Origin of the sequence: Marinobacter halophilus, from assembly GCF_003007685.1 — a bacterium.
GTDB classification, from domain to species: Bacteria; Pseudomonadota; Gammaproteobacteria; order Pseudomonadales; family Oleiphilaceae; genus Marinobacter; species Marinobacter halophilus.
Genome location: NZ_PXNN01000013.1, coordinates 336,947 through 361,259 on the forward strand (window position 1 = coordinate 336,947; position 24,313 = coordinate 361,259).

Consider the following 24,313-nt stretch of genomic DNA (forward strand, 5'->3'; position numbering starts at 1 on the left):
AAACAAGACAAGCAAGAAAAGCGACACGAATGGAATAACGCGGGGGAAATGCTTTCGGACAGACATAGAACTTCCTGTAAGAGAGGTGCAAATACGCCAGAGCTATCGTGACCCTGGCGCAATAGCCTATGGCATTATATTTCCCCGCTCAAGACAAGGTATTGACTGGACGCAATTAAACCAGGGTCAACGAGATTCACCGGCGCCAAAACTCATGAACCGGGTAAGCTGGGAACCGATATTTTCAATCGGCGAAGTAATGGACTCCTGAATACTGTCGGTCACCACGCGCGTAAAGGTTGACCCCGCATCGCTTTCCAGAAAATCCAGATACAGATTCATTTCCTGCAAGTTGATGTCGCGATAGGTGAACAGGTAACTATCGTACACCTGCTGGCCTACCATCCCTTGCAACATCGGTCTCTGATTTTCCAGGCGCGCTCGAATCTGCTCGTAGTGCACTGAATCACTGCTCATTGCCGCCATTGCGGTGGCCAGCCCCAGCTGTACAGCGATGGTGGTATCTACCGTGGCCTCGGTAGCTCGGGAGGCCCTATCAAAACGATCAAACAGCGTTTCACGTGCGGTGCCCTTGCTGGACTCGTTCAGTTCAGCTGCGCGACTGCGCATGTCAGGCCAGGCGGCAGGGGCCGAGGCGGAAATTTCAGCTTGTGCTATTTTTTTCGCTACCGGCGTCCGGTACCAGTCGCTTACTTCCTCAAGTTGCTTACTGGTCATCGATGCCTCAAGACCAGCCACTATTTTCTGCTCGATAGCGTCTGCCCGGTAGCTGCTGTTGACCACGTAACCAATGGTGTCCGCTACCATCGGCGGAACCTGGCCACTTTGCTTGAGACCATCCCGAATGCCCTGGCTCATCATCTCCGGATACTGGCTAACAATGTCATCAATCGGGGACGCCGTCAGCACCTCGCGGGCGCCGGGCGAAGCAAAAACGGCTCCTGATAGCAAAAGCCCGCTGACTAAAAGAGGTTTAACTAGGGAGATCGGTCTCATTTAACTACTATCCAGTTGTTGTAACGGCTTTGTTTATGACACGGCAGGAGGCTTTCCGGCAAGTGTCTCTGGGCCTTCGGAGATGACAGTTTGGTAGGGATGGCTCGCAGAAAAACCCGAAAACACCGGAAAATCCGCGACAAGCGATTTAATGTGTGGCGCTCCCGCCTGCGCTGGTACGGCCTACCATTACTGGGGCTGACTCTCGGAATCTGGGCGATGCTCCGTTTCAGCCTGCTGGCTCCTGAGCCTCCGGCCAACCCTGAGGACATCTGTGACATTTTCCGTGAACACACGGTTTGGTACGACTATGCCCGCGCCTCTGAGGAAAAATGGGGCACACCCATCGCCACGCAACTGGCCTTCGTTTACTACGAATCGTCGTTCCGCAGCCACGCCCGGCCACCGCGCACCAAACTCTGGGGCCGGATTCCCTGGCGACGACCCACCACCGCGCTCGGCTACGCTCAGGCGCTCGACCCTGCGTGGGGCGAATACCTGGTGGCCAATGAGACCACTTGGCGAACCGTGCGCACCGATATGAAATACGCTCTGGATTTCGTCGGCTGGTACAACCACCTTAGCAATCGCCACCTGGGCATTCCGCTAGCTGCGCCCCGCAAGCTTTATCTGGCCTATCACGAGGGCCGGGGCGGGTATGCCCGGCGCTCCTTCGAGCAGAAACCGGCCATCCAGGATCTGGCCCAGCGGGTTCAGATCCGAGCCTTTCGCTACGACAACCAGCTAAAACAATGTGAAGCCGAGTTCCAGTGCTGGCGCTGGTATCAGTTCTGGCCGTTCTGCCGGTCCGGAAACTGAGCTCAGAGCGGGCTACTGATCTCGATGGTGGGCTCCAGGGATTTCAGACGCTCTACCAGAAATTCCATCACGATCCGCACCCGGGCCATCTGTTGGGTATCCTGATTCACGTGCAGCCACAGGTCCACGCTTTCGCCCTCAAGGGGATCAGACAGTCGCCTTAACTCTTTTGCCGCCTCACCCAGATAACATGGCAAGACCGCCAGCCCCGCCCCGGACTTCGCCAGCGCAGCCATGGACTGCAAACTGTTACAGCGAATCACCGACGTCGCATTTTTGAGTTGCTTGCGATACCAGCGCCCTGTCGCCAGGTGACTGAAGCTTTCATCCGGGACAATCCAGGTGCACTCTTCCGGCCGGTTTTCGATATCCATGCTACGATTCCGACGGCAGTATCTGCCGGCGCCATAAACCGCAGACTCAACGGCGGCAATTCGTTCACCCTCCAGCGTAGCCTGGGGCTTGTTTTCAGGCCGCAAGGTAAGATCCGCTTCCCGATGGCTGAGGTTGGCGACGTCGTTGTCTGTGAGTACTTCCAGCTCGATGTCCGGATACTCGTGAACCAGCTCCGCCAGTATCGGACTGAGCAGCTCGTTCATCATGGCATCTTCAGCGGCCACCCTTACCTTGCCGACCGGCGCCGCATCGTCGCCAACCAGCTTGCGCTCCAGGTTTTCCACGTCAATGGCCAGTTTCTGGGCTTCACGGAACACCATTTCGCCCACCGGCGTGAGCTGCAATCCATCCCGGTTACGTTCAAAAAACTGAACGCCTAACGACTCCTCCATCTGATCAAGTCGCCGTAAAACAGTGGTTTGGTGCACCCCCAGCAATTCACCGGCTTTCGCCAGCGTTCCACCTATTGCCAGAGCTCTTATATATCGAAGATAATCCCAGTCCATAGTTACTGCGTATTTGCAACATGAGTACGGATTTTAACGTATTCAAACTGCAAATAAGAACTCCTAGAATAGTCGTTAAATTAAAGATAGATAACTAATCAATCCACCCAATGAAGGAGGAAGGCGCTATGACTCAGAACCATATCGCAACCGTAAACCCGCTGCCGTCCAGTATCCTCCACAACAGTACTGAGGTCAGGCGCCAGTATACTCGTGCTGCTGCCAAGCAGGCGATGCAATTTGTCAGCCGCAAGGTTCGCGTGCTCAATCGCAAAGCGGTTGCTGCAACGCAGGATTTCCCTCAGGTACAGGGTGGTCACTGAGACTTCCGCTCATTGAGCAACGCCAGAGCAAAAAAAAACGCCGACATGGAAACATGCCGGCGTTTTTCATACTTGCCAATTTTGCTCAGAACTCCCAGATAACCTTTCGCTTCTGCGAAAACCAGTCTTCCATTCTCTGGTTGTAGAAATCCTCAATGACGTTTCTTTTGATTTTCATGGTTGGCGTTAGCATGCCGTTTTCCATGGTCCAGGGCTCTTTCACCACGACCACAAAGGCGACTTTCTCGTGCGATTCACTGTTCGCATTAACGGCGTCCAACTCCCGGGTAAGTTCCTGCTCCAGTTCACCACGGTCAGCCCCTCTGTCCAGCTCAACCCTCGCTTCCTCTGACAACAGGATCATCAGGCAAGGCTGCGACTGGTTGGCCCCGGCCACACACACCACTTCGGCTTTCGGATGATTGAACCGGTTTTCGATGGGTACCGGCACCACGTATTTGCCTTTGGAGGTCTTGAAAAGATCTTTCACCCGGCCCGTAATACGCAGGAAGCCATCCTGATCGATCTCGCCCATGTCTCCGGTTTTGAGGAAGCCATCGCCGGTCATATCCTCTCTCGTCTTTTCCTCATTTTTATAATAGCCGAGCATCTGGCCCGGACTTTTCACCTGCACCTCATCGCCCTCGCCAATGCGGTGGGTCACGCCCGGGTTGGTCGTGCCTACGGTGCCGAGCCTAGCTTGGCCTGGCCGGTTGCAGTGGGAATAACCGAAATTCTCAGACATACCGTAAACCTCGAGCAACTCCAGCCCAAGGCCCCGGTACCAGCCAATGATCTCGCCAGACAACGGGGCAGCGCCCGTCAAGGCTGCCCGGCAATGATCGAGCCCTAACTGCTTGAGCACTTTCTTTTTCACCAACGAATTCAGGATCGGAATCTTGAACAGAATCTTCTGCTTTTTTAGTGGCAATTTAGCGTTTACGCCCAGGTAGAACTTCATCCACAAGCGGGGCACCGAGAAGAACAGCGTTGGGCGTGCCCGCTGAAGGTCTTCCTGAAAGGTGTCCAGGGAGTTGGCAAAGTACAGGTGAAAACCGTAGTACAGAGATTGAGTTTCTACCGCTGCCCGCTCCGCGACGTGAGCCAGGGGCAGGTAAGACAGCATGCGCTCGCTGGACGATACCGGGAATAATTGCTGCAACCCGTCCGCCACCGAAATCATGGTGCGGAAGCTGTGCATAACGCCTTTCGGCCTACCGGTGCTGCCAGAGGTGTAAACAATGGTGGCCAATGCATCCGGCTCCGGCAGCCTGGGGTCTGCTGGCGCCTGCTCTATGATGATGTCCTGCCACTTCGGGGTATCGTCTCGTGGCGATAACGGCAGCGACACAATCGGCAGATCCGCCGGAATGTGGTGCTTGATGTCATTCCAACCGTCGGCGGTGCCATCAAGTTTACCAAGAAACAACAGCTTTGCTTCGCTGTGTTCGAGCACATAGGCCGCAGTTTCGCCGTTCAGGGTGGGGTAAAGCGGAACGCTGACGTGGCCTGCGGCCCAAACTGCCAGATCCGCCAGAATCCAGTGGGCGCTGTTCTTGCCCAATATGCCCAGATTGCTGCGTGCCGGCAGCCCAAGACTATTCAGATACGCCGCCATGCGTGAGACCTGGTCCGCCGCTTGTGCCCAGGTAATGTCCTCCACCCTGCCATCCGGGTATGGCTGGGTCAGGTAGACGTTGTCGGGGGTTCGCTCAGCCCAGTAATACAGGCAGTGCAACGACGTCTGTTTCTTGGGGTCTACGGCCATGATGGCTCCTTGTTGTTGTTATCTTTGGAATGTCTGAAATCGCTTTTTGATTATTGGTTTTATACTAGCCAACTTTTCCGAGCTCTCAATAGCAATAACACTCTCAGGCGTTGGCCATTTAGATCGAAGTTGAGATCCAGCTCTCATAAACTTTCGTGACATCCATCAAGTTTGGTCTAGATTCAGTAGTACAGCGTATTGATCACCAATACCAAAGGAGTTTTTTTATGAAAACAGCAACGCGATCTGCTCTTATATTTCCGGCCTGGGCGGTCATTCTGATTGGCTCCGGCGCATTCTTATACACCGCTTATGCAGGTATGCTGGGCGCCTGAACGACGTCCATCGCCTCAGGACCACCCTTGCTCACCCAGCAAGGGTACAAAGCGAACACCACCGTAATCTTGACGCTCAAAATCGGCATCCGATCGCCGGGTAATGCATACAAGCCTCTGCACCGAATGTTCCGGACCCACCGGGATCACCAGACGACCGCCGATAGACAATTGCTGTTTGAGCGTCTCAGGCACCGCTGGCGCACCTGCCGCCACACAAATGGCATCAAACGGCGCCGCCTCCGGCCAGCCCAGAGTGCCGTCACCGCATCGAACGTGTACCTGACTGAAACCCGCTCGGTCCAGATTGTCTCGAGCCTGCTCCGCCAGCTCCGGAATCCGCTCGATACTGAACACTTCAAGTGCGACGGTCGCCAGAACGGCAGCCGCGTATCCAGACCCGGTACCGATGTCCAGCACGCGCTCCCGCCCTTTAAGGGCCATCAGCTGCGCCATCAACGCTACAATGTAAGGCTGAGAAATCGTCTGTCCGCTACCGATTGGTAAGGGGTAGTCTTCATAGGCCTCGTTAGCCAGATGGCTAGGAACAAAGGCATCTCTGGGCACTCGCTGCATGGCCTCGAGCACTTGCTGATCCTCGATCCCGCGCCCGGCGACCTGCTGCCTGACCATGTTCTGACGCAAAACACTGAATTCCGGAACCTGACCGTTCATCTCTGGCTCCCCCATTGCTTACCCGTCGTTACAAAGCAATAACGCTTTTACAACAGCGCAAACGATCATTGCTGGCTATTTTTTAACCACAGGTTACTCCTCCGCCAGGATCAGGAGAACCGAAAAACAAAAATAACTGCAAGGGGTGTGCCCGCATCCTCAGGGAGAAAACCATGTCAACATCCGTCGATCACCTCATGGAGCGGACCCAGGACGCCGGCGATTTGCTCGGTGACATAGTGCCCTCCGCCATCACCCTCGCCACCATGCTCAGGCACCGCCAAATGGCTGCCTGGCTCCGGGTAGAGTTTGATGGCTATGCTGACAAAGACAAAGCGCCACCCTACCGTCTCGACCTGCCAGGACACATTGTTGCCAAATCGCCGCAATATGGCTGGATCCCGGCACCGGTTAACGAACAACAAACCAAAGAGTTCGCCCACCTCGACCTCGCAGAAGGCATCAAGGCGCTGGAACAGACCTGCCTGGGCTGCAAAAAAGGCAATGGCAACCGGGTGGCGCTGGACAAAGATGACCTGGCGAAGTTACAAAAGCAGATCAACCTCAGCGCAGAACTGGCCATCAACCTGAGCCGGGAGGTTTACTGCCGATTGCTCAGAACCGCCAGAGCTGCCATCTACCTGTGGTCTGAGGCGCTTCTGGAAGAAGGCATATCGGGAGATCACAACCATTACACGCCTGAAGAACGCAAGAAAGTAGAGCACCTGGACAGTCCGGAGCGGTTCTGGCGCCAGGCGATGGCCGAGGTAGACACCCTGCCCGTTGCCGATGTCCGCGAACTCGGTTTTCTCGAGCGTGTGTTCGGGCGTGCCGGCTGACCGGCATCAAGCTAAATCAACATCATCAGGATATACTGGGAGGGTGATCAAAGGGCAAGGAGCGAAGAAGCATGCAGGATGCGATTTGCAGGATCGTCAAGCCGTCCTGTCTACCTCTGATTCTGGCTTTACTGGCCGCCGTCCCTGCCCACGGCGAAGACCGCATCATCAACCGGATAGAAGCCCTGCAGGCAGGACATTCGGTTACCGTTCTTGACTCCCCCTTGCGGGCAAAAGAAGCACTGACTCACTTCTACGAATCCAGGAATTCCAGCCTGGCCCGGGGCTGCCAAGACGCTCAAGGCATCTTGATGCCAACACCAAGGAGACAACCGAGATGAGAGCAATCGCTACCCTGCTTTTATTGTGTGGTCTGACGGCCTGTCAGAATTTACCAGACAGGCAGGAAGGTATCGCCGATAACGTCGTGTTTCTGAAAGCACATCATTGCCTGGAAGAATCCGTTGATGATATGAACCGCATCCATTTCGGCCCCTGCCTGAAGGTCATCGACATCAATGGCCAACCACCGCAGGTGCGCGATGACGACTTTATTGAATTGCCCATCAAGCAGCCCCTGACCGTCGGAACCAGTTGCGTATACCGTCATGCCGACGGCACTCCCATTCCGGCCACCATGGAAACCACGGACTTTCAGGTCGGGCCTGACACCTTCACCAACGGCGGACAACGCTGGTATTTACATGCCCACAAAAAAGCCAGACGGGTGATCGGTTGCGAGCCAACCCTGTCACGCTCTTTGAACCCCACAGAGAGCACAAATTGAACCCTTAAACACCGCCTGACATATCTGCCGGCTATTGATAACGAGCGATAATTGCATCCAGCTCACCGGCAGCACGCGCTGCGTCTACCGCGCGTTGCAAGTCGCCAACAATCTCCGGAGCCGTCTCGTTACTCATGGCCAGGTACATGGGCGTCTCGCGAAACACCAGTACCGGCTTAAGGCCAGTAATCCCGTGTTCGTTTTCCGCCACCAACGGGCCAACCAGGCCGTCAGTTACCCACAGGTCGGCCTGGCCAAGCACCAGGCGCCGAGGATTGACATCGCCGGCGGCATTCATGATCACATCAAAACCCTGCTCAACCAGATACTCGGACATGACATCACCCCGGTAACCGGCAATTCTCAGGCCTTTGGCGTCTTCAAGAGATTCCAGTGCAATGCCCGAATCCGGCGCCGCGAACAGTGTCCACTTGATCGGTGCCAGCGGCCCCACCCACTGAAACAGGTTTTCACGCTCGTCGGTGCGCGCGGTGCAGAACAAACCATGATTGACTCGCCCCTGAACCCAGTCATAGGCGTAACTCCATACCCGCATTTTCATCACCACATCATAATCGACACGGTTCAGCACCGCTTTCACCATATCGGTGCAAATGCCGGTAATTTCTTCTTGATTATGGGCAAAGCCCTCGCCAGAGACAGATGCATTGTAAGGTGGGTAGTGTTCGGTAAACAGGTAAAGACGCTCCGCAGCCTGCACCACCGAACTTGTGCCGGCAAGCATTAGCAGGACAAGCGATGCTCTGATAGCTCTCCGCAGGATGACCCTGGCCGATGCAATCCCATAATGCATTTCGTATTCCTTCTGAGCGATGTGGTTGAGGTGGTAGTAAAATGTGCGGACCTGGCACTTTGTGCCAGTTGTTTTGATAGTTTATGCCAGCGAGAAATTATAGTCCCCTTTCTGCACGGAAATTTCGGTGACAGAACGTATCCGGAAGATACGACGACCCCGCCCGGAGGATCCTGTTAGCCAATGGCTTTTCTTGGCCCGGTGACAACCACCAGGGCCACGCCAGCCACCGCAATCAGGCCGCCCGCCATGGCCATCGGCCCCAAACGCTCATCAAACAGAATGAAAGCCTCCAGCGCGGTAACCGGGGGCACCAGATAGAACAGACTGGCCACCTGAGAAGCGGCACCGCGACGAATCAGCCACATCAGAATCAGAATGGCACTGACGGATAATCCGAACACCAGCCATGCCAGCGCGAATTTAAATTGCAAGGTCCATTGCACCTCCCGCGTTTCAAAAGCTAACGCGCCAATGGCGAATAACACGGCGGCAGCGCTGTACTGAATCATGGTGCCGGACACCAGATCCACGGAAGTACCGTAGCGTTTCTGATAGACGGTCCCCAGCGAGATCCCCAACAGTGCAAATCCTGCCCACAGCAAGGTCAGCGCGGAAAGGCTCACCGTGCCCCCGGCGCCCCCGCCAAACTTTTCAGCCATTACCAGGCCGACACCCAGAAGCCCCATCAGCAGTCCAAGCCATTGTCGGCGAGTCACTGTCTCTTTGAGAAAAACAACCGCGGCCACTGCGGTTACCAGGGGTTGTAGCCCGACGATCAATGACACCAGGCCAGAAGACATCCCCTGGTCAATGGCATAGAACACGCCGCCAAGATAACAGCCATGAACCAGAACCCCGGTAATCGCCAGATGGCCAGCTCCACGCCAACCCGGCCAGCGGGTTTTCATTAGCCATGCCAAGACTGCCAACGGCAATAGCGTAAGCAGCATGCGTATAAGCAGCAGAGTGAACGGTTCGGCGAACGGGAGCCCGTACTTGGCACCAATGAAGCCGGTGCTCCAGAGCCAGACAAACAGTGCAGGAACGAAAAAAGAGTAGAAAACCGGTGGCATCGATCAGGCTCGACTGCGGTAAGGAAGGGTGTCGCAACGATAACTAACCATCAGCCGGCCTGACAGGCGCAGACCGGCCTTACACGACTGCGGTCGTCAGCCACCCGCCAGCATCGACTGCAGCTTTTGAGTAAATTCGACCGCCTCGCAGCCCAGCGGCGTCAGATAACCGCCATCCTTCTGGCTGATCAACCCCTTTGTAAAAAGAGCTTCGGCGGCCTCTACCGTTTCCGGTGCTGCTCTGTGAGCATGCACCTTGATGCCTTCCTGAGTCGACATGGAAGGGAACTGCAGCAACAGGTTCAGCTCGGCAAGGTGGTTCGGGGAGAAAGGCATAAGAGCTCCAGATCAGTTGATTTATCTGCAGTTTAGCTCAAATACCCCGGGGCTAAAGAATATTCTCGAACGAATTGATCTGGATGCATCTTTTGTCACGGAAAAGTTTGTGACCCTATCAGCAATCCGTATCATCAAAATACGAAACTCCTACACTTGGGGGCGAATCTGCCGCGATAATAAAGGCAGATTGTTTTGTCAAACCGGAACCTCAGGCCTTTGATGACTTACAGCTGTATCGCTATCCTGACGAAAACCACCGCAGCCCTGGTGACAGGCGTGCTACTGCTGGCGGGCCCTGCCCATGCCAACAGCATTCAACGCATTGTGCACCCAGATGGCCGCGTGGAATTTACCAACGTCAAAAGCCAGAGCCAGCCACGGGCTTCCAGCCGGAACGAGACCGTCTATCGCTACACCGACGAGCATGGTGTGGTCGCCTACAGCAGCCAGCGCCCCAGCGATGCCGACTTCGACGTGATCCGTTTTCACTGTTATGCCTGTGACCCGGGCTCAAAAGTGGACTGGTACAACACGCCCCTGTTTCTCAATCCCTACCGAAATGAAATCCTGACCGCTGCCCGGGAATTTGACGTTGACCCGGCGCTGGTGCGTGCGGTCATCCACGCCGAATCGGCCTTTAATCCCAGTGCAATTTCTCCCGTTGGCGCCCAGGGCCTGATGCAGCTGATGCCCGGCACCGCCAAAGAGCTCGGGGTCGAAAACGCGCTGGAAGTGACCGAAAACATCCGGGGTGGTGTGAACTATCTGGCCAAGATGCTGCAGCGCTTCGGCGGTGACATCCGTCTCGCCACCGCCGCCTACAATGCCGGTCCCGGTGCGGTCGGCCGATACAACGGCATCCCACCGTTCGCAGAGACCAAAGCCTACGTCGAACGCGTGGGCATTCTGCACCAACGCTACGCCGCTAACTGATGGGCACCATCATCAAGCGCCCGGAGATCACCGGCGATATCGTGCATGTGGCTAACGATACGTATGGCAACATACTGGTGATCGATGACCGAAAACACCGGATTCTCAGTTTCGATTCGGTGTTCGAGCAAAGCAAAATGGTGCGTTCGGCGCCCCATGTGCCCGTGCATGAATACAACCGGGCCATGCTGCTGGCAATCGCCTATGACGAACCGGCACGGGTGACGGTATTAGGACTCGGCGGCGGCGTACTGGCCCATGGCCTGCACAAGTTACTGCCCGAAAGCAGGATTCAGGTGTTCGAGTTACGGCAAAAAGTGGCGGATATAGCCCGGGAATGGTTCTCGCTGCCGGAGTCCGAACGGCTCACCATCACCGTCGGCGACGCCCGCCTGGCCATTGACAGCCTGCCAGAAGGCAGCACCGACATGATCCTGACCGACCTCTACAGCGCCGACCGAATGAGCCCGGCCCAGGCTCAACGCCAGTTCATTCAAGCCTGCAGCCAGGCACTGTCTGATACCGGCTGGCTGGTTCTCAACTACCATCGCATGCCGGAACCCGATGGCAACCTGGCGCGGGAGCTCCACCGCCAGTTTCCACTGCTGCTGGTGTTCAAAAGCAAGACTAACAACTGGGTGATTTACGGGCGCAAGCAGGCGTTTGATCCCTGGTCTCTGGAAGCTCGCCGATTGAAAGCCCTGGAGGAGCGCCTGCCCATTGGCTGGCATAAGCTGACCCGGAAGCTCAACCTGCTGGGTCGCGCAGAGAACACTGACTGAACCCCATGAAACTGTCACGTATTCTCAGCAACCAGAACGAGGTCAGCCGCCGCCAGGCCAACCGGCTGCTGGCTGCCGGCCGCGTTTTCATAGATGGCGGTGTTTGCCGGGAAGGCGGCCTGGATGTTTCACGGTTCAGGGAAGTCAGGATTGATCAGGACATCATCCAGTGCGCAGAGCCCGCCCATTACCTGATGCTGCACAAGCCAGCGGGCTATCTCAGCGCCACCCAGGATGAGCAGCACCCAACGGTGATGGAACTGATAGAGTCCGGATTACGGCCACAGCTGCACATCGGCGGGCGGCTGGACCGGGCCAGCACCGGGCTACTGATTCTCAGCAGTGACGGGCTCTGGTCTCGCCGGTTGACCGAACCGAGGATCAAGATCCCCAAGGTCTATCGGGTAAAAACCGCACAACCGATCAGCCCGGAAACCGCAGAACGCTTTGCCGAAGGCATCTGGTTTGATTATGAGCAGTTAACGACCTCTCCCGCCCACCTGGACCAGCTCAGCGACCATGAAGCCCTGCTTACCATATTCGAGGGCCGCTACCACCAGGTTAAGCGCATGTTCCACGCCGTGGGTAACCGGGTTACCTCACTGCACCGGGAAAGCATGGGCGACCTGAAGCTGGACCCCACGCTTGCCGTAGGCGGCTATCGCCACCTCACCACCGACGAGGTCAGCTCCGTCGGTTAACGGAGCTGTCCGAAAGTCAGGCGCGGCTGAGGAACTTACGCTCTTCTACGTTGACCTTGATGCGGTCGCCGGTAGAGATGTGTTCGGGTACCTGCACCATCAGGCCGGTGCTCAGCCTGGCCGGTTTGGTACGAGCCGTCGCAGAGCCACCCTTCACGGACGGATCGGTTTCTTCGATGGCCAGCTCTACCGTCGGAGGCAAATCCAGAGCAACCGGCGTATCAGACACCAGAATAGCCATCACGCCCTGGGTGTCTTCGGTAATAAACAGCAACTCATCTTCAATCGCACTTTTATTCAGCATGTACTGGGTAAAATCTTCGTTATCCATGAAGACATACTCATCGCCATCGGCGTACGAGAAAGTCACTGGCCGGCGCACCAGATCGGCCAGGTTCAGCATATCCGAGTCTTTGAAGGTCTCATCCAGCTTCTGATCCGTCACCACATCGTACATCCGCATGCGGTACAGACTTCCACCGGCTCGGCCTTGCGGCACGGAACGCTCGATATCCTTGACGAAGTAAACCCGCCCTTCGTATTCAACCGCCTGATTTTTTTTGATCTCACTCGCTTTTGGCATAACACCCGTTTCCAGAAAAATTGAACTTTGAAGCCGCTGATATACCACGACTCGCGCGCAGAAGCGATAGTCAACTCACAGCATCAACCATTCGCTTGAGAGAGTTGCTGTCGGGTTTTCAGGCGCCCCTCACGGCGAATCTCGGCATTGGCATGGCGCCGTCTCTGCTCGTCGGTTTCCGGAATCACCGCCGGCACATCAACCGGTTTGTCGTTTTCATCCAGCGCCACAAACGTGAAAAAAGCCGACAGAATGTGACGCGTCTCGCCGGTGTAACTGTTTTCTGCCACGACCTTGGCACCAATCTCCATGGACGAGCCCCAGCTCCGGTTAAGCGACAGGTTGAACAACAAGGTGTCGTTGCCCTTGGCCGGCGCCCGGAAGTGGATAGAATCCACCGCCGCCGTCACACACACGTGGGCCGAGTGGCGCTCTGCCACCACCAGCGCCAGCCGGTCGCATTTAGCCATGATCATGCCGCCGAAGACCGTATTGTGCGCGTTCATGTCGTTGGGAAAAACTTTGTACACATGCTTCTCGATCGCAGAAGCGGAAACGGGCTTGGCCGGTTGCTCAGGCATTTCACTCTGCTCCCTTTTACAGTTACCCACAGATTCTGTGGATAACTTTGTTAGCAAGGCAAGGACATCTCCCTGCAAGCAGCGCCGCTCCTGTGTTTGCGGGCCGTGCAGGGAATTTGATCAGATAAGTGTCGCGCTAACCGGTAAGGATTAACCCATCAGGTCAAAGTGAGCGGCGTCCTGCTCGATGCAGCGATCCAGCAGCGCCAGGTACTCCGCTTTCGCCTTCAGTTTGGTCTGTTTGTGGGCGTTCATGTTCAGCTGCTTCATCTGGGTGGCTACGGCCACTGCCCGCTCCATCAACTGCTCCGGCGCAACCAGCTCATCCAGGAAACCGGCAGCCACCGCACTTTCCGGATTGAAGATTTCCGCGTTAACCACCGACCGGTAGAAGTAAGGCGCCGGCATGCGGTGACGCGCGATTTCGATGCCCGCGTGGTGCATGGTCATGCCGATGGCCACTTCGTTCAGGCCCAGCTTGAAGCTGCCCTGCACGCCAATGCGGTAGTCCACAGACAGCAGCACAAAGGCACCCTTGGCAATGGCATGGCCACTGCAAGCTCCAATCACGGGCAGCGGGAAGGCAGACAGGCGACGGGTCAGGGTTGAACCTACCTTCACCAGCGCCATGGCTTCTTTCGGGCCCTTCTGCATTGCTTTCAGATCGTAGCCACCGGAAAACATGCCCGGCTGGCCCGTCAAAATGACAATGGCTTTGTCCTGCTCGGCACGATCAAGAGCGGCGTTGAGCCCCTCGAAAACCTCATGGCCCAGAGCGTTGGCTTTACCGTTGTTCAGGGCGATGGTGGCGATGCCGTCATTCAGTTCGTAAGTTACGAGTTCAGTCACCTGCGTGTCCTCATCTACTGCCAGATTTAAGTGAGTGTTTGTTAACTTTATAGGGAATGCCAAAAATCAGCAACGCGCCAGGGGCGACCTGACCACAAGGTCAGGGCCGGACGATCCCGGACTGGGGTACAAGGCAATTCATCATGGAGATCGAAACATCCCGGAACAGCGCCTCGGAGTTCACATAGTCAGGAAACCTGTCATACACCGCGCGGCGGCAGCTGGAGGTTCGAGGCTGAGCGCGCTTGATGCATTCTGCCACGGCATCGTCATCATCGGAATCGCCAACCGCCTGCGCACAAATCTGCGGAACCTGTGTGATCGCCCAGTCCACCGCCTCACTGATCTTGACAGGATTGGCCTGTAGATTGGCGAAACGGGCGGGATCGGTGGAATCAGGCTGCTCTCGGGTCTGACCCCAGAACACATAGACAAGGGCAACCGAAACCATGGCAACCGTAACAATGGGGAACTTCATCAACACTTTCCTTGAATGGCTCTAGGCTTTGAGGGTCTGTGGAGTCTGGCGGAAAATCAAGAGATAAAACAGAAAAGGTTACACACAAAATCTGTGGATAACTTTGTGTGTAGCCCAAGGATAGGTGCCGTGAACCCAGTCATAATGGGGGCTCAGCCATTATGACTGGAAAATGACCGGGTTATTTTTTCGCCAACAAACTGACGATGATCCGCTGCGGCGCATGTGCCAGAATAGGCGAAGTAAAACGCCGGTGCTTCCGATAGCCCAGCGTAATCCGGAGGGCCACAGGACCAAGCCGATCATGTCAGAACTAAGTGCCAAGCCATGCTGAAAATCTCCAACGCCATAGAACTCGCCGATTGGGAAATCGAAATCACCCAGATCAGAGCGCAAGGGGCCGGCGGCCAAAACGTCAACAAGGTCGCCTCGGCAGTGCACCTACGCTTCGATATCCTCCGCTCCACGTTGCCACCAGTTTACAAAGAACGCCTAATGGCTTTCTCAGACCAGCGCATCAGCAAAGACGGCATTGTGATCATCAAAGCGCAGTCGTTCCGAACCCTTGAACTGAACAAAGAAGATGCCCTGGCGCGACTGCAGGAGTTGATTCAGGAGGCGGTAAAATTCCAGAAAGCGCGACGAGCAACCAAACCTACCAAAGGCTCGCAACGTCGGCGTGTGGATACCAAGACCCAGAAAGGCAAAACCAAGGCACTCAGAGGAAAGGTGAAACTTTAACTGGCTGGCAAACACTGTTACTTTTTACTGAGCTGAAGTTTTTTTCTGAATTTGACGGGTGTTCACTCGCCGTTCCCGGAGCCTTGATATGAAGCGATACCTGACCATTGCATTGGTATCACTGTTTACATGGATCCAAACAGTAGCAGCAGACGATACCCATAAGCTCAGCATTGCCGTCGGTGACTGGCCGCCTTACTTCGACCAGCAAGCACCCGATCAAGGCATGGTTGCCCAAATGCTTCGCGATGTCTTCGCCGAAGAAGGGTTTGAAGTAACCTACCACTTTCTGCCCTGGAAGCGGGCTTACTATGAGGCAGCAACCGGCAAGCACGATGCCACTGCAGTCTGGATGCACGCGCCGGAACGGGAACAGGAGTTTGTTTACAGTGATCCGGTCCTGAAGGAACGATTCGTTTTTTTTCACTTGAAAGATCAACCCATTAGCTGGTCCAGCGTAGAAGACTTATCCGGCTTGAAACTCGGCGGCAGCATTGGCTACAGCTATGGCCCGGCGTTCGATCACGCTCTTGAAAATAACCAGCTTGAAGTCGAGTGGGTGTCCAGCACCCTGCTCAACTTTCGCCGGTTGCTGTTTGACCGGATCGATGCCTTTCCCGAAGAGATCAACGTAGGTCATCATATCCTTCGGCGGGAAATGCCCGAACGCGAGGCAGCCAAAATCACCTATCACCCACAATCACTCCTGGAAAACGAAAGCTTTGTGCTATTCCCGAAAGTCCGGCCAGACACCGGGCAACTGTTGGCCCGATTCAACCAGCGCCTGCAGGCGTTCCGCGACAGCGGGCAATACGACAACTACTTTGAGCCCTTCTTCTCCGTTTCCAATGTTCACTCCCGTCAACTGCCCAAGAAATCTGACCAACAGCCGTAAAGCAACTCATTAAGTTACCCTCGCTTCGCCAGTCGTACTATATCGCCATACTCCCGCACCTTAACCACAGAACCGGAGCCGGCGCCAATTGTCAGCTTTACAAGGTCATTCACCATGGCTGCGGCCACCGTCTCCGCCTCAATCGCGCGGTACTTGCGCATAGGGCCGAGCAGCGCGCGATTGGCCACCGGCATCATTGCCATTCCGAGCGCCTCCCCGGCGCGCTGCTCCTTCCGGTCCCCCAGCAACAAACTGGGGTGATAGATCGCGAGGCAGGGAAAACCCAGACCCCGAACAGCGTCTTCCAACTCCCCCTTCACGCGGCTGTAAAACACCGATGACCCAGAAGAGGCGCCCACCGCTGACATCAGAATCATCGTTTGGGCACCGCCAATGTGGGCCAACGTTGCGGCCGTCAGAGCGTAGTCATAGTCCACCTTGCGAAACGCCTCCTGGGAGCCGGCTTTTTTGATAGTGGTGCCCAGGCAGCACACCAGTGCGTCAACCTCAAAGATCCCGGCGTGAGCTTCCAGATGATCAAAGTCGATGACCTGCTCCACCAGCTTGGGGTTATCCAGCCCCAATGAACGGCGCACCGGCACCACCACAGACGTGATCTCGGAACGGCCCAATAGCTTTTCCACCACCAACCGACCCGTCAGGCCGGTGGCACCCATCACTAAAACGTTCATCGTGCACTCCGCTGCCAAGGGATTCTTTGTGATTAAATGCATTCTGTCGGTTGATGATAATATCGAGTAGGGTGAGGCGTCATAGCCTCACCCCTCTCACAGAACCGCACATGCGGGCCTCGTTCACGGCTCATATCATTAAAATATCCCGAACTTGGGGACAGTGATGCCGGTTTTAACCTTGGTTAAGTCCATTCGGCTCAGCGCTCGTCTACAAGTGAGCCCCCGCGCACCTACTATGGCCTCGGCTGAGTTCTGGCCTCCCATCCCCACCTCTCGCGGAGTGAGTAGCACAGCGGCAGAGAACCAGACTTCCCAGGGTAAGACGCGAGACCTTCACACTTATACCCTCCGCATTTACGTCCACACCTTCCATGCAAGTACTGGGCTTTGACGATATTAGCCGCCTTACCCGGTGTGACCGCCTAATATGATTCCTGTTCGTCAGGCCAGTGCTTTGCCTGCAGCTTACTTCCGGCCGGCGCTCCGGAGATTCCACCTCGTGATGGACACACTTGCCGGGCCCACAGGGGACTTACACCCCCAAGTCATCCGGCCAGCACCACCTGAACCGGAACAGCGCCCGTCAAGGCGCTACGCGCCATACCTGGCGCACTAACGAGAAAGGACCCCGAAGGGTCCTTTTTATTCTACAGCTTCCGTGCCGCAGGTTTTACTCTTCCGGTTCCGTAACGGTATTCTGCTGCAGGGTTACGGCGGTCTGTGATAACAATCTACCGTTAACCGTTGCTTTAGTTTTGACTGAAACGCCTTTTTCAGCGAGAACGATACCTGCGAAGGTTGCATCGGTACCAATCACTACTCCTTCGCCACCACCGACCTGCCAGAAGACATTTTTCGCTAACGCACCGCCAATTAATGATACCTGGGTATTACTGGCCTGAACTACGTCACCAGCTACCTGAAAGATCCAGACATCGTTCGCGCTACCTGACAGGGTCACAGTCGTGCTGATTAATACGTCTGTACCCCATTTATAGAGACCGGGTGCCAGCGTCTTGTTGCTAATATCGCCCGCATGCTCCTCGGTAAAATCAGGTGTCGTTCTGCCGGCCGCATCGTCGTAGGCTGTTCCCATGTCCAGGACCGCATTGGCAACCAAGGTGTTGTCAGTTGCTGATCCGGCAAAACAGGTTGTGTCAGCGCTACCTGTATACGCATCATTTGAGCCGTAAATGGTGCCAGTCATTTCCGAGCAAGTTACCTCGTCCATAGCCGCCGCTGTGATGGGGCTGGCACCGATATTTCCAGTAATAACGGAAATAGGCACGTTGGTAACACCAGTCTTTGTCAGTATGACAAAATCTCCGGCTGTTCTGAGATTGACAGGTTCCGGGCCGGTCGCGACTACTGTACCGGTCTTAAAGGTCCAGACGAAATCAGCGGCGAGTGCGTTGGCTGCGAGATCGGTGACCGCTGTTGTCAACGTTGCGGTATAGAACGTGTCGGCCTCGAGGTGATTCTCAGGGCTAAAGGTTGCCAGTTTGTCCGAGTAGCTCACGGTACCTGACACCTCGGTTACACCCAGGTCTGCAGTCAGAGTAAAGCTGTCCCGATTTACGGAAGCAGGATCCAGTGACTCACTAAATAAAGCCGTAATGCTTCGGTTGAGCGCAAAACCCGTAGCACTATCGTCCGGGTCAGTGGAGCTTACTGTGGGAGCGGTTGCATCTGCTTCGATGCCGTCTGACTCATCAATACTTTTTTTGGCGTTATTGCTATCAGTGCAAGCTGACAAAGTTAAAGCTAATAAAACAAAAAAGGCACTAAATAAATACTTAGTGATGTTTTGTGTAAATCCCATATTATTTTCCTACTGCTGTATTCCGCCCATATATTTATAGACGGACATGGGAATGAGCAATAAATAACCACATGCTCATTCCGGGATGCCTCATGCATTCGCAGCCATTGTTAACTCGCGAGAACCTGCAGTGAGTGCGCTCTTGGTAAACCTTTGCGGCCTGTTATAAATTAGCCACGGGTTCTTATATTCCTTATCCCGAACATAAGATACATTTAAATTAAATTAATTATTAACTCTATATAAATGAAAGACTAATGCCTTTTAAAAACAGATTTTATTCAGATTGACTTCGTAAATTATTGCAGATTTTAATGCAATCCAGCCGATCCGTTGAGCCTGCACTGCAGGAGAAGGAAATTTTTGGCTGAAAATCCATTATCAAACGCCGCAAAAGGCTCATGAACGCCCGCCAGCCGTAAAACGAGCATCGAACCTTTTACGGGGGTCATCGGTTGGCACACCCTTAGCCAAAATAGTCCTGCACCCAGTCGACCAGCATGCTGGCATTCATGTCGGCAAGTGCCATCTGTTTGAAATCATTACCCACCTCATCCTCCATGGTGACAAACTGATAGAGCAACGCACCGGGCTGCTCATCATGCAGGATGAGTGTGATGCGCCTGCGGGTGCGCAGGCAGTCGATCGTCATCACATCCGCAGGAATGCCGGCATCGCGCATGCCGCGACGCACTTCTACCACCGGATTGATATGCTGATGGGCGGCCTGGATACGGGTGTGGGCCTCGCTGGCCATGTCAGAGAGGGACTTCAGGGGATCTTCATGCATCAGGACCGGCTCGCTCTGGGGCTATGTGATTGACGTAAAAGGGCCATAGTAGCCCAATCGTAACCGCCGATAAAAATCTGCAGGCCAGACACTCCCCTTGCCGCCCAATGCATACGGTGCCAAGCTTGCACAAACAATCAATTCGTTGCGCCAGTTGGCGCGTTACAAGGAATCATCGCATGGGAAGTTCAAAACTTGTCGGTATCGTTTTACTCGTCGTGGGCATTGCCCTGCTGTATTTCGGCTATCAGTCAACACAGTCTGTTGGCAACCAGCTGACCGAGACCGTCACGGGTCGTTTTACCGATGAGACCATGTGGTATTTGATCGGCGGTGCCGCGGCGACTGCAGCGGGTGCGTTCCTCACGTTTTTTAGAAAGTAGGTCTGACCCAAAACCAGCTGGCCAGCACCAGCGCCCCGAACACCGAGTAAACCAGAATAAACACCCAGTCCGGCGCGCTGTAATACAGGATGGATTGCAGCCAATGCTGAATGAACGAGCCGTCGTAGGCGGCATCACCCGCCTTCTCCCGAAGTGTCATTTCCCACACCGTCAGCGGGCAGAGTACGCCCAGCCAGGACTGCAGAACCACGATACCGATCACGATCAAATGGCTCAGCCGAAACCAGAAATTGCGCACCCACCGCCACTTTAGACAATGCCCCATCAAGGTGGCCACAAGGCCTAGAATGACGAACACCACGAGTAGCATGTGCAAGGCCAGGAGCAGGTCTGCCAGTATCAGAAACCATCGGCTATCCATTACCACCCCCCAAGAACCTGTCGCGTAGTCCTTGATGTCCAGCGCACCCAATGCCAAGCTTCCCACGATCTACTCGAACTCTTTCGACCGTAGAACCACAAGAGAATTCAACATGACTCTGCACTTACAACTCGCCCCCATTATCAGCATTGCCGCCGGTATTGGCATCCTGGTGTTTCCCAAGCTGCTTAATTACATTGTGGCTGGTTACCTGATTGTTGTCGGTGTACTTGGCCTGACGGGCGGCTCTTTCTGACCCGAGCCTTCGCACCATGGCAGTGATTTCAGTGCCAAAGCACACCAAAGTAACGCACAACCTGCTCGATCGTTAGTCAAGTTTCACCGCCATTCGCCTTATGAGGTATTGTTGGGCCAACGGCCAGTGCTGGCCTCTGTTCGGGATGGCAGAATACTGGTACGCAGGCAAATCACAGAGCCAGAGACAACATTAACATTCTGACCGCCGGGCGAGAGCCCATTGCGGATACGACTCATTGCATTGAATTGCCCTCAACCCGGGGGCAGTGACAGAACACTGCCCTCGGTATCCCGTTGGCAAAACTGCCGGAGGCCCTCTGCACTCGTTTAAATATGTAATCGCTCACTGTCGCCGCGCCTGACAATCATTCACGCACCATCAGCCTGTCTCAGATAAAAACAATTAAGAACAGCAAGTTAAATAATCATCACCCCCCCTGAACCAGGTTACGCTCAGTCTCAATGTGTATCCCTCCGTAAGCGCCGGTTTCCTGACAGATTCAGCCCGCCAAACCTTGAGCCAGGCCACACATAACCGAAAAACGCCGCTGTATGATTCGCCCGAATTCGTCAAAAAAACTGGTGCGAAACCATGACATATTGCGGCAATAAACTAACGAAGCATGGACTGCTGATCTTACCTGCGGTGGTTCTGCTCTCGGGCTGCGGTCTGGACACGACTTCCGGTGAAAGCACTACAGCAGCACAATCCCAAGGCGCTAACGAGCCGACCGTTGAGATCGCCGGAGCTGCTATGAAAGGCGTCATTCAACAGGGGTTGGTAACCGCCCACCGTCTGATCTCCGACAAAGACGGTATCTATGTTCCGCAACGACAAGCGGCAAAACCTGTACTGACCGCTGACGATGGCAGTTATACCTGGCAATTGCGTGGAAAAGCCGATGGCTGGGCTTTGGTAGAACTTCAGGCAAACGACAACACTCGCATGATCTGCGACGTTGTGCCCAAATGCGATCAGAAAGATGCCGAGCCTGTGGCCTTTGGCCAACCCATGGCGCTGGACCGAGACTTCATTCTGCGCGGAGCCGGCGATCTGCGCATGGAGACCGTCAACCTGACCCCGCTGACCCATCTGGCAGTAACCCTGGCTGAGCGCAGTGTCAACGGGCTTTCTCCCGAGGACCTCTCGGGTAGTTACCAAACGGTAGAGGGCTGGTTCGGCCTGTCAGCCGGCTCCCTGCGACTCACCCCGCCAGATCTGACCCGATTGGATGGAGCGGACGATGTGTCTGCCGATGCCCTGCACGTGGCCATCACCAATGCCGCCTTTTTGGCACTGGTGAACAATAACCCTAAATGGGGCACGATTTCCGATGTACTGAACAACATCGCCTCCCAGGTCGGCGAAACGGGTCAGATCAGTCTGACCGGTGATGACACGAACGTGGCGCTGACAGATCTCATTGCCGCCGCTGCCATCCAGGCCTCCGAGCTTCAGGCCACCGTGGATTCAAGCATCTTCAGTGAGCGACTGAAGGAAGTCGAGGACCGCAACGTCCAGCGCTTCGAGACCCTTGCGGGTGTTTACGGAGACAGCGATACCAACAATGACACCACAGCCGACACCACCAACGAAAATAACGACACAACAGAAAATGCGACCGGGACCGATGGCGACAGCACAGGTGACACTGTCGTTGACTCAGACACAGACAGTGGAACTGGAACCGAAACTGGAAACGAAACCAGCGAACCTCCCGTTACAGAGCCCACCCCGGAAGCAACCATTCCGGCTGATGCAGCCCTGCTGAGCTGGACCGCGCCGTTAACCCGCGAAAACGGTGACAGCCTGGCCATGGGTGAAATCGCCGGCTTTGAAGTCGTCTACGGCACCAGCGCAGAAACTCTGGACCAGAGCCTCGCTATCGGAGATGCCTCCGTCGACGAACTGCTGGTGGATGAGCTAACCCAAGGCACCTGGTATTTTGCTATCCGCACACTGGACACCGATGGCAATCGCAGCCGGCTGTCTGAGGTTGTGCACAAGCAGATCTGAACAAACCTTCGGTGCGGCCAAGGGTGGGAAGAACCTCATTCCCGCCCGCCTGGTCGAGACGGGATGTCGTCTTATTAACGATCAATCACCTTCAAAAGGACTGTAAAAGCCCAACTGCGAAAAGCGAACAACATTGAATTCGCCCGCAAGGGCATCGGCCAGGAAACCGATGTGCCCGGGAGTAATCTCACAACACCCGCCAACAACACGGGCACCATCCGCCAGCCATTGGCGCACCAGCGCTGCATAGGCTTCTGGAGAGATATCCGGCCGCGCCTCCAAAGCATCCACCAAGCCACCGCTGGCCACGGCTTCTACAGATTTAAAGGCATTGGCGTAACCTCCAACAACCGGATACAGATTCACCAGTTCCGGCATGGCGCCAGTAACCAGTTCAGGGTCACAGCAGTTCAACATCACCGCAGCGGGCGAATATCCTTCGACGGCAGCAATCGCTTCCGCCAGGGTTTCACCCGATTTGAGCCGGCCATTCGCTTCAAGTCGAAAGGCCACGCCAAAAGGTTTACCCAGCTCGCTGGCTGCGGCACAGGCCGCCCGGGCTTCCAGCGTGTTGGTCATGGTTTCGATCAGGACTACGTCGGCCCCGGCCTGCAGCCGAATCAGCGTATCGTATTCTTCACGCACGTCCTCAAAAGAACGGGCAGGCTGGCCCTGATAGCTTGCAGTCAAAGGGGGAAGACAAGCGGCAATATCCACCTGCACTCCAGTAGCGTTAATTGCACGCTCGAGAGCCACGAATGCCTGCTGATGAATGACCTTCATCTGCTCTTGCAACCCTTGCTTGCGCAGACGGGTTGGTGTGGCGGCATAGGTATTCAGCGTCAGCGTTTTTGCCCCGGCCCGGATGAAATCCGCATGTACCTCCGTGACAATCTCTGGCTGCTCCAGCATGACTGCTACGGACCATAGCGGCGAACTGACATCACGGGCCCTGCGATAGATTTCCTGGCCAACACCACCGTCAAGAAGTGCAATGGATCGCCGGTTGTCTTTAACTTCTTTAGTAAACATCGAAATCTCCGAGTGAGTGCTGAAAATAGAGCCGAGAGTATCTACAGAGAGTGCTCATAGAGAGTGTCGTCTGTATGGCCGCATTCTGACACCGTTACCATTGCACCCGGTGATAGACCGCTCATTTACGCTGGATGAAATAGCAGATGCGTTCCGCTACGAAGAACCCGGCAAGCACTTTGGCAAGATCTGCCTCGAGTTTTAAGCGAATCGAACGGAACGTCATGACTGCGAAGCCAACAATCCGAATTCGACATTAACCTTTCACCGAATTCTTAAACTTTTATAATCAGACACAGGACTTTATATATTTCAATATCTTGAGCATAACTCAACCAGCTCGCCACGGTTTATGTCAACCCGCCTTATTGTCGGGAATCCTGTTGTGTGGCACGTTGAACGCAGTAGTTACGCAATAGCGAAACGGATTGGCGCTGTTGTGGCATTCAGTTCTTCCCAATCTGACGGAAAAAGGACTACCGAAATGAACAAAGATACTCTGGAAGGCAACTGGAAGCAGTTCAAAGGCAAAGTGAAAGAAAACTGGGGCAAGCTAACCGACGACGAAGTCGATGAGATCAACGGTCGCAAAGAGAACTTTATTGGTAAAATCCAGGAAAAGTACGGCTTGAAAAAAGATGAGGCCGAAAAAGAGTGGGATAAGCTCACTAAGTAATCGTTGTTAACATCTCCTGGC

General features: G+C 55.0%; 30 protein-coding genes and 1 pseudogene. 15 read left to right on the forward strand and 16 right to left on the reverse strand.

Annotated features, from left to right (window positions below):
- Window positions 1-186: 186 nt before the first annotated feature.
- Window positions 187-930: a DUF2059 domain-containing protein gene (locus C7H08_RS11395; RefSeq protein ID WP_227663118.1), complete on the reverse strand. Its 744-nt coding sequence runs from the start codon at window positions 928-930 to the stop codon at window positions 187-189.
- Window positions 931-1,116: 186 nt separating this feature from the next.
- Here C7H08_RS11395 and C7H08_RS11400 point away from each other — a divergent pair, with 186 nt between their 5' ends.
- Window positions 1,117-1,836, forward strand: a complete 720-nt coding sequence (locus C7H08_RS11400) for a transglycosylase SLT domain-containing protein (RefSeq protein WP_106671910.1) — start codon at window positions 1,117-1,119, stop codon at window positions 1,834-1,836.
- Window positions 1,837-1,838: 2 nt separating this feature from the next.
- Here the strand turns inward: C7H08_RS11400 and C7H08_RS11405 are convergent, their stop codons facing one another.
- Window positions 1,839-2,738 (reverse strand): LysR family transcriptional regulator, encoded by a 900-nt coding sequence (locus tag C7H08_RS11405; RefSeq protein WP_106671912.1) that lies wholly within the window; start codon window positions 2,736-2,738, stop codon window positions 1,839-1,841.
- Window positions 2,739-2,866: 128 nt separating this feature from the next.
- Between C7H08_RS11405 and C7H08_RS11410 the strand changes: the two genes are divergently transcribed.
- Window positions 2,867-3,061, forward strand: a complete 195-nt coding sequence (locus C7H08_RS11410; RefSeq protein ID WP_106671914.1) for a hypothetical protein — start codon at window positions 2,867-2,869, stop codon at window positions 3,059-3,061.
- 85 nt (window positions 3,062-3,146) lie between these two features.
- On the opposite strand, the gene C7H08_RS11415 is transcribed toward C7H08_RS11410, so the two are convergent.
- Window positions 3,147-4,829 carry an AMP-binding protein gene (locus C7H08_RS11415; RefSeq protein WP_106671915.1) on the reverse strand — a complete coding sequence of 561 codons (1,683 nt, stop codon included), beginning with the start codon at window positions 4,827-4,829 and terminating at the stop codon, window positions 3,147-3,149.
- A gap of 350 nt (window positions 4,830-5,179) precedes the next feature.
- Window positions 5,180-5,839: a protein-L-isoaspartate(D-aspartate) O-methyltransferase gene (locus C7H08_RS11420; protein ID WP_106671917.1), complete on the reverse strand. Its 660-nt coding sequence runs from the start codon at window positions 5,837-5,839 to the stop codon at window positions 5,180-5,182.
- Window positions 5,840-6,012: 173 nt separating this feature from the next.
- Between C7H08_RS11420 and C7H08_RS11425 the strand changes: the two genes are divergently transcribed.
- From C7H08_RS11425 to C7H08_RS11435, 3 genes are all read left to right on the forward strand, one after another.
- Window positions 6,013-6,678 carry an AbiTii domain-containing protein gene (locus C7H08_RS11425; RefSeq protein WP_106671918.1) on the forward strand — a complete coding sequence of 222 codons (666 nt, stop codon included), beginning with the start codon at window positions 6,013-6,015 and terminating at the stop codon, window positions 6,676-6,678.
- 71 nt (window positions 6,679-6,749) lie between these two features.
- On the forward strand, window positions 6,750-7,019 hold the full coding sequence (locus tag C7H08_RS11430) for a hypothetical protein (protein ID WP_106671920.1): 270 nt from the start codon (window positions 6,750-6,752) through the stop codon (window positions 7,017-7,019).
- Entirely contained in the window at window positions 7,016-7,465 is a 450-nt protein-coding gene (locus tag C7H08_RS11435; RefSeq protein ID WP_106671922.1) for a hypothetical protein, read from the forward strand. Before C7H08_RS11430 ends, C7H08_RS11435 begins: the two co-directional genes overlap by 4 nt.
- 31 nt (window positions 7,466-7,496) lie before the next feature.
- On the opposite strand, the gene C7H08_RS11440 is transcribed toward C7H08_RS11435, so the two are convergent.
- From C7H08_RS11440 to C7H08_RS11450, 3 genes are all read right to left on the reverse strand, one after another.
- Entirely contained in the window at window positions 7,497-8,279 is a 783-nt protein-coding gene (locus C7H08_RS11440; RefSeq protein WP_106671923.1) for a substrate-binding periplasmic protein, read from the reverse strand.
- A gap of 176 nt (window positions 8,280-8,455) precedes the next feature.
- On the reverse strand, window positions 8,456-9,355 hold the full coding sequence (locus tag C7H08_RS11445) for a DMT family transporter (RefSeq protein ID WP_106671925.1): 900 nt from the start codon (window positions 9,353-9,355) through the stop codon (window positions 8,456-8,458).
- A 96-nt stretch (window positions 9,356-9,451) separates the two neighbouring features.
- Window positions 9,452-9,691 (reverse strand): TIGR02647 family protein, encoded by a 240-nt coding sequence (locus C7H08_RS11450; protein WP_106671927.1) that lies wholly within the window; start codon window positions 9,689-9,691, stop codon window positions 9,452-9,454.
- Between the two features lie 222 nt (window positions 9,692-9,913).
- On the opposite strand from C7H08_RS11450, the gene C7H08_RS11455 reads away from it, so the two are divergent.
- From C7H08_RS11455 to C7H08_RS11465, 3 genes are read left to right on the forward strand one after another with little or no spacing between them, the layout of a single operon-like run.
- Window positions 9,914-10,627, forward strand: a complete 714-nt coding sequence (locus tag C7H08_RS11455; protein WP_106671928.1) for a lytic transglycosylase domain-containing protein — start codon at window positions 9,914-9,916, stop codon at window positions 10,625-10,627.
- Window positions 10,627-11,409, forward strand: a complete 783-nt coding sequence (locus C7H08_RS11460) for a spermidine synthase (RefSeq protein ID WP_106671930.1) — start codon at window positions 10,627-10,629, stop codon at window positions 11,407-11,409. Before C7H08_RS11455 ends, C7H08_RS11460 begins: the two co-directional genes overlap by 1 nt.
- Before the next feature lie 5 nt (window positions 11,410-11,414).
- Window positions 11,415-12,110, forward strand: a complete 696-nt coding sequence (locus C7H08_RS11465) for a pseudouridine synthase (RefSeq protein ID WP_106671932.1) — start codon at window positions 11,415-11,417, stop codon at window positions 12,108-12,110.
- Between the two features lie 16 nt (window positions 12,111-12,126).
- Here C7H08_RS11465 and efpL read toward each other — a convergent pair whose 3' ends face one another.
- The 4 genes from efpL to C7H08_RS11485 form a co-directional block, all read right to left on the reverse strand.
- On the reverse strand, window positions 12,127-12,693 hold the full coding sequence (gene efpL / locus C7H08_RS11470) for an elongation factor P-like protein EfpL (protein WP_106671934.1): 567 nt from the start codon (window positions 12,691-12,693) through the stop codon (window positions 12,127-12,129).
- Between the two features lie 83 nt (window positions 12,694-12,776).
- Window positions 12,777-13,274 carry an acyl-CoA thioesterase gene (locus C7H08_RS11475; RefSeq protein WP_106671936.1) on the reverse strand — a complete coding sequence of 166 codons (498 nt, stop codon included), beginning with the start codon at window positions 13,272-13,274 and terminating at the stop codon, window positions 12,777-12,779.
- 150 nt (window positions 13,275-13,424) lie between these two features.
- Window positions 13,425-14,123, reverse strand: a complete 699-nt coding sequence (locus tag C7H08_RS11480; RefSeq protein ID WP_106671938.1) for a crotonase/enoyl-CoA hydratase family protein — start codon at window positions 14,121-14,123, stop codon at window positions 13,425-13,427.
- Window positions 14,124-14,223: 100 nt separating this feature from the next.
- Window positions 14,224-14,601, reverse strand: a complete 378-nt coding sequence (locus C7H08_RS11485; RefSeq protein WP_106671940.1) for a hypothetical protein — start codon at window positions 14,599-14,601, stop codon at window positions 14,224-14,226.
- 327 nt (window positions 14,602-14,928) lie between these two features.
- On the opposite strand from C7H08_RS11485, the gene arfB reads away from it, so the two are divergent.
- Both arfB and C7H08_RS11495 read left to right on the forward strand, forming a co-directional pair.
- Window positions 14,929-15,342 (forward strand): alternative ribosome rescue aminoacyl-tRNA hydrolase ArfB, encoded by a 414-nt coding sequence (gene arfB, locus C7H08_RS11490; RefSeq protein ID WP_106671942.1) that lies wholly within the window; start codon window positions 14,929-14,931, stop codon window positions 15,340-15,342.
- Window positions 15,343-15,430: 88 nt separating this feature from the next.
- Window positions 15,431-16,237 carry a substrate-binding periplasmic protein gene (locus C7H08_RS11495; RefSeq protein ID WP_106671944.1) on the forward strand — a complete coding sequence of 269 codons (807 nt, stop codon included), beginning with the start codon at window positions 15,431-15,433 and terminating at the stop codon, window positions 16,235-16,237.
- Window positions 16,238-16,251: 14 nt separating this feature from the next.
- Here the strand turns inward: C7H08_RS11495 and C7H08_RS11500 are convergent, their stop codons facing one another.
- From C7H08_RS11500 to C7H08_RS11510, 3 genes are all read right to left on the reverse strand, one after another.
- Entirely contained in the window at window positions 16,252-16,929 is a 678-nt protein-coding gene (locus C7H08_RS11500) for a Rossmann-fold NAD(P)-binding domain-containing protein (RefSeq protein ID WP_106671945.1), read from the reverse strand.
- Window positions 16,930-17,602: 673 nt separating this feature from the next.
- Window positions 17,603-18,754 (reverse strand): ice-binding family protein, encoded by a 1,152-nt coding sequence (locus tag C7H08_RS11505; RefSeq protein ID WP_106671947.1) that lies wholly within the window; start codon window positions 18,752-18,754, stop codon window positions 17,603-17,605.
- 466 nt (window positions 18,755-19,220) lie between these two features.
- A complete protein-coding gene (locus C7H08_RS11510) occupies window positions 19,221-19,544 on the reverse strand; it encodes a hypothetical protein (RefSeq protein WP_106671949.1) in 324 nt (107 codons plus the stop codon).
- 179 nt (window positions 19,545-19,723) lie between these two features.
- Here C7H08_RS11510 and C7H08_RS11515 point away from each other — a divergent pair, with 179 nt between their 5' ends.
- On the forward strand, window positions 19,724-19,927 hold the full coding sequence (locus tag C7H08_RS11515; protein ID WP_106671950.1) for a DUF3185 family protein: 204 nt from the start codon (window positions 19,724-19,726) through the stop codon (window positions 19,925-19,927).
- On the opposite strand, the gene C7H08_RS11520 is transcribed toward C7H08_RS11515, so the two are convergent.
- Window positions 19,917-20,375, reverse strand: a complete 459-nt coding sequence (locus C7H08_RS11520; RefSeq protein WP_227663119.1) for a DUF2784 domain-containing protein — start codon at window positions 20,373-20,375, stop codon at window positions 19,917-19,919. The genes C7H08_RS11515 and C7H08_RS11520 overlap by 11 nt on opposite strands.
- Before the next feature lie 46 nt (window positions 20,376-20,421).
- Between C7H08_RS11520 and C7H08_RS11525 the strand changes: the two genes are divergently transcribed.
- Both C7H08_RS11525 and C7H08_RS11530 read left to right on the forward strand, forming a co-directional pair.
- Window positions 20,422-20,565: a DUF3096 domain-containing protein gene (locus C7H08_RS11525; RefSeq protein ID WP_106671952.1), complete on the forward strand. Its 144-nt coding sequence runs from the start codon at window positions 20,422-20,424 to the stop codon at window positions 20,563-20,565.
- 756 nt (window positions 20,566-21,321) lie between these two features.
- Window positions 21,322-22,584: a hypothetical protein gene (locus tag C7H08_RS11530; protein ID WP_227663120.1), complete on the forward strand. Its 1,263-nt coding sequence runs from the start codon at window positions 21,322-21,324 to the stop codon at window positions 22,582-22,584.
- Between the two features lie 81 nt (window positions 22,585-22,665).
- On the opposite strand, the gene C7H08_RS11535 is transcribed toward C7H08_RS11530, so the two are convergent.
- Complete coding sequence (locus C7H08_RS11535) at window positions 22,666-23,616, reverse strand: homocysteine S-methyltransferase family protein (protein WP_106671954.1); 951 nt, start codon at window positions 23,614-23,616, stop codon at window positions 22,666-22,668.
- A gap of 100 nt (window positions 23,617-23,716) precedes the next feature.
- Here C7H08_RS11535 and C7H08_RS11540 point away from each other — a divergent pair.
- A pseudogene (locus C7H08_RS11540) lies at window positions 23,717-23,821 on the forward strand (zinc-binding dehydrogenase); the annotation flags it as partial.
- A 279-nt stretch (window positions 23,822-24,100) separates the two neighbouring features.
- Window positions 24,101-24,292 carry a CsbD family protein gene (locus C7H08_RS11545; protein ID WP_106671956.1) on the forward strand — a complete coding sequence of 64 codons (192 nt, stop codon included), beginning with the start codon at window positions 24,101-24,103 and terminating at the stop codon, window positions 24,290-24,292.
- Window positions 24,293-24,313 lie beyond the last annotated feature (21 nt).

What these genes read in the sequence shown, in the direction of transcription:
- C7H08_RS11400 (WP_106671910.1), top strand. Translation starts at nt 1,117, where the DNA reads ATGGCTCGCAGAAAAACCCGAAAACACCGGAAAATCCGCGACAAGCGA.
- C7H08_RS11405 (WP_106671912.1), bottom strand. Translation starts at nt 2,738, where the DNA reads ATGGACTGGGATTATCTTCGATATATAAGAGCTCTGGCAATAGGTGGA.
- C7H08_RS11410 (WP_106671914.1), top strand. Translation starts at nt 2,867, where the DNA reads ATGACTCAGAACCATATCGCAACCGTAAACCCGCTGCCGTCCAGTATC.
- C7H08_RS11415 (WP_106671915.1), bottom strand. Translation starts at nt 4,829, where the DNA reads ATGGCCGTAGACCCCAAGAAACAGACGTCGTTGCACTGCCTGTATTAC.
- C7H08_RS11420 (WP_106671917.1), bottom strand. Translation starts at nt 5,839, where the DNA reads ATGAACGGTCAGGTTCCGGAATTCAGTGTTTTGCGTCAGAACATGGTC.
- C7H08_RS11425 (WP_106671918.1), top strand. Translation starts at nt 6,013, where the DNA reads ATGTCAACATCCGTCGATCACCTCATGGAGCGGACCCAGGACGCCGGC.
- C7H08_RS11430 (WP_106671920.1), top strand. Translation starts at nt 6,750, where the DNA reads ATGCAGGATGCGATTTGCAGGATCGTCAAGCCGTCCTGTCTACCTCTG.
- C7H08_RS11435 (WP_106671922.1), top strand. Translation starts at nt 7,016, where the DNA reads ATGAGAGCAATCGCTACCCTGCTTTTATTGTGTGGTCTGACGGCCTGT.
- C7H08_RS11440 (WP_106671923.1), bottom strand. Translation starts at nt 8,279, where the DNA reads ATGCATTATGGGATTGCATCGGCCAGGGTCATCCTGCGGAGAGCTATC.
- C7H08_RS11445 (WP_106671925.1), bottom strand. Translation starts at nt 9,355, where the DNA reads ATGCCACCGGTTTTCTACTCTTTTTTCGTTCCTGCACTGTTTGTCTGG.
- C7H08_RS11450 (WP_106671927.1), bottom strand. Translation starts at nt 9,691, where the DNA reads ATGCCTTTCTCCCCGAACCACCTTGCCGAGCTGAACCTGTTGCTGCAG.
- C7H08_RS11455 (WP_106671928.1), top strand. Translation starts at nt 9,914, where the DNA reads ATGACTTACAGCTGTATCGCTATCCTGACGAAAACCACCGCAGCCCTG.
- C7H08_RS11460 (WP_106671930.1), top strand. Translation starts at nt 10,627, where the DNA reads ATGGGCACCATCATCAAGCGCCCGGAGATCACCGGCGATATCGTGCAT.
- C7H08_RS11465 (WP_106671932.1), top strand. Translation starts at nt 11,415, where the DNA reads ATGAAACTGTCACGTATTCTCAGCAACCAGAACGAGGTCAGCCGCCGC.
- efpL (WP_106671934.1), bottom strand. Translation starts at nt 12,693, where the DNA reads ATGCCAAAAGCGAGTGAGATCAAAAAAAATCAGGCGGTTGAATACGAA.
- C7H08_RS11475 (WP_106671936.1), bottom strand. Translation starts at nt 13,274, where the DNA reads ATGCCTGAGCAACCGGCCAAGCCCGTTTCCGCTTCTGCGATCGAGAAG.
- C7H08_RS11485 (WP_106671940.1), bottom strand. Translation starts at nt 14,601, where the DNA reads ATGAAGTTCCCCATTGTTACGGTTGCCATGGTTTCGGTTGCCCTTGTC.
- arfB (WP_106671942.1), top strand. Translation starts at nt 14,929, where the DNA reads ATGCTGAAAATCTCCAACGCCATAGAACTCGCCGATTGGGAAATCGAA.
- C7H08_RS11495 (WP_106671944.1), top strand. Translation starts at nt 15,431, where the DNA reads ATGAAGCGATACCTGACCATTGCATTGGTATCACTGTTTACATGGATC.
- C7H08_RS11500 (WP_106671945.1), bottom strand. Translation starts at nt 16,929, where the DNA reads ATGAACGTTTTAGTGATGGGTGCCACCGGCCTGACGGGTCGGTTGGTG.
- C7H08_RS11505 (WP_106671947.1), bottom strand. Translation starts at nt 18,754, where the DNA reads ATGGGATTTACACAAAACATCACTAAGTATTTATTTAGTGCCTTTTTT.
- C7H08_RS11510 (WP_106671949.1), bottom strand. Translation starts at nt 19,544, where the DNA reads ATGCATGAAGATCCCCTGAAGTCCCTCTCTGACATGGCCAGCGAGGCC.
- C7H08_RS11515 (WP_106671950.1), top strand. Translation starts at nt 19,724, where the DNA reads ATGGGAAGTTCAAAACTTGTCGGTATCGTTTTACTCGTCGTGGGCATT.
- C7H08_RS11525 (WP_106671952.1), top strand. Translation starts at nt 20,422, where the DNA reads ATGACTCTGCACTTACAACTCGCCCCCATTATCAGCATTGCCGCCGGT.
- C7H08_RS11530 (WP_227663120.1), top strand. Translation starts at nt 21,322, where the DNA reads ATGAAAGGCGTCATTCAACAGGGGTTGGTAACCGCCCACCGTCTGATC.
- C7H08_RS11535 (WP_106671954.1), bottom strand. Translation starts at nt 23,616, where the DNA reads ATGTTTACTAAAGAAGTTAAAGACAACCGGCGATCCATTGCACTTCTT.
- C7H08_RS11545 (WP_106671956.1), top strand. Translation starts at nt 24,101, where the DNA reads ATGAACAAAGATACTCTGGAAGGCAACTGGAAGCAGTTCAAAGGCAAA.